Consider the following 2,304-nt stretch of genomic DNA (forward strand, 5'->3'; position numbering starts at 1 on the left):
GATTCGCAAAGCCATGATGCATAGAGCTTACGTGCTTTCTCCAGTCGACGGAAGGTTCATTTCAAGCTCCTCGTTAGTATTCGAGCTCTTGGAGGGTCGGTCGGGAATTGTACTGGGCCACCAGATGACGAAATATTTGCCAAACTGCCAGACCGGGACTTCGCCCTTGTGCTCCCGTCGCCGCAACTCATGACGTTGCTTGACCTTCAACACGCCACCCGGAAGCCTGATCTTGATCGTCATCGTCCCTCAATACTGATGGCGCGCTTCCTGGGTGCCGCGCCCGAAGCTTCATCTGTCCGGCCAAGGTAGAAAGAACGCCCACTCTCGGATCGGATCGTTGCAATCCGATTTGGCCGAGTCAATGGAGCCGGGGGCGAACTCCTGTGGCTATCGGCGCCGTGCACATAAGGCTTGAGAACCGGCTCAACCTCTGCGCCGCAAGATCCAGTTCACACAGATCACGGCCACGAGGCCACACGCGATGCCGACGCAATCGGCAACCCAGTCGTACACATCCAGATCGCGCGCTATCACCGCCGTGCCCTGGAGGACCTCGATCGCCGCTCCAACAACTGCAAGGAAGACGATCAGCCTGACCTTGCGATCAGGCCAGCCGAGCCCTCCAAGGAAAGTCATGACGGCAAAGGCGCTGGCGTGATTCAGCTTGTCGTAATGGAAACCGATATCGATCCCGTACTCCTCGAGTCCGGGTATAGGCACCAGTGCAAGGACAAGAACAGCGACAAGCGTGCTGAAAAAAGCAATCCGTTCGGCGGCTGGATGAAGTCTCATTCTGTTCCAATCTGTGCCTGGCCGCCGCGAAGGTCGAATCCGGCTCGGTATTGGCGGTTCAGGCTGAAACTCAGATCGACGGCGTTGTCTTTCAAAGCCGCAGTTTTTGCTTGAGCCTTTTCAGCCAGGTCTGTTCCGCCTCATCCTGGTCTGGATGGGCCGGGACGTAGCGCGGCGTTGCCGCCGTTCAACGGATCCCCGTCTGCGTCTCGTTCAAAGATTGGAGTGCTGAAAAGGGCTCCGCATGGGCTTTCACCATTTCGCTCATTAGAATATCCGCGCCAGCCATCAGCGGGATCAAGGTTTCCGCAAATGTGTATGTTTTGATGCCGTAAAGCCACTTCAGGTAGAGAAGGGCAGCTGACGTGCCCGAGACGCACCCAACAATGTTCATCCGGGATACGACAAGCTCTATCGGATATATGTGTGGAAGGTTCGCTTCCATGATCCTGGTGCTGGCGTCGGCTGTCACATTGCCGATGGTATCCAGCAATTCGGGGAAGAAGGGCGTGCTTATTCTGGGATGTTCCTTCCAGACGACGTCGTATCCTCTCTCAACGATCTGCTCCACAATGCGTCTATAGATCGCCGCCTCTTGCGCGTACGACATTATGCCGTTTCGCGACAATGCCTGGCCGAGCAGCAGGATCCGTGGGTTGGCTGACGCACGGCAATGTTCATTGCCGCCGGAAAGCGCATCCCTGCAGGCTTCATCTATTACGTCGCGCATCAGCGAAGCGCCGACCTGGAATCTTGGTACGTTCTCCAGAGCATCGTGAATGGGGATTTCGTGGAGCAAAGAATAAAACTTTGTCACCCGTCTCAGATGGTGTCTTTCTATCTTGTCGGCCGCTTTCCTCAGTCGGAACGCCGGTGAAATTGTAGAGAGTCCTGCAATCAAGGCTCCGGTGATGCGCCGTCTAAACCTGGTGCCTGGCGGCCGTGACATGGTTGATATTTCGAATGGAAGGTATGACGTCAAGCCATCCTCATACAAAACGATCTCGGCTTCCGGGTATGAGTCCAGCAGTATTTTTTCCGATGGCCGGTTAACGAAGCAGGCCCAGATTTCAACCGCGGAACTCGCGTCGATGCCAATTGTGTCTCGGATCAGACGATGGATCCGGAAAATTTGCAGTTGCCCATATTTGCGCTCGGACGTCAGAAGGTCGTATGCCCATATGATCCGTTTCCAGGTCCATACTGTAGACGCAAGTTCAGCAAGACCGGTCTTGAAATGCTCGGAAACGCCGGCCGTTTCATAAAGCAGGAGATAGTCCTCATGCTCCTCATCCGCCGGGGAGCTTCCGTCCATTGTTGACTGGCGAAGAGAGGCAACCAGGCTGAGCAATTGCCAGCTGCCAAAGACGCAGAATATTCGAACTGGCAATTTAAGGTCTCCAGATAGGATGGAAATAACGCCGCATGTTCCGCGATCTCAACCGCAAAATTGCTTCATGTCCGAAGACCGTGTGTGGCTCGGGGCGTTTCGCCAACTTCATAATACTG

At 55.0% G+C, this 2,304-nt stretch carries 3 protein-coding genes; all 3 read right to left on the reverse strand.

Features of this window, described 5'->3' with window-relative positions; all coding sequences use genetic code 11:
- Window positions 1-27 precede the first annotated feature (27 nt).
- Window positions 28-243, reverse strand: a complete 216-nt coding sequence (locus EN750_RS30165; RefSeq protein ID WP_127327105.1) for a hypothetical protein — start codon at window positions 241-243, stop codon at window positions 28-30.
- Between the two features lie 183 nt (window positions 244-426).
- Window positions 427-795: a hypothetical protein gene (locus EN750_RS30170; protein ID WP_127398918.1), complete on the reverse strand. Its 369-nt coding sequence runs from the start codon at window positions 793-795 to the stop codon at window positions 427-429.
- Window positions 796-982: 187 nt separating this feature from the next.
- Window positions 983-2,185: a polysialyltransferase family glycosyltransferase gene (locus tag EN750_RS30175; RefSeq protein WP_281062340.1), complete on the reverse strand. Its 1,203-nt coding sequence runs from the start codon at window positions 2,183-2,185 to the stop codon at window positions 983-985.
- Window positions 2,186-2,304: the final 119 nt, after the last annotated feature.

This window comes from Mesorhizobium sp. M7A.F.Ca.ET.027.03.2.1, from assembly GCF_003999175.1.
Classification (GTDB): domain Bacteria; phylum Pseudomonadota; class Alphaproteobacteria; order Rhizobiales; family Rhizobiaceae; genus Mesorhizobium.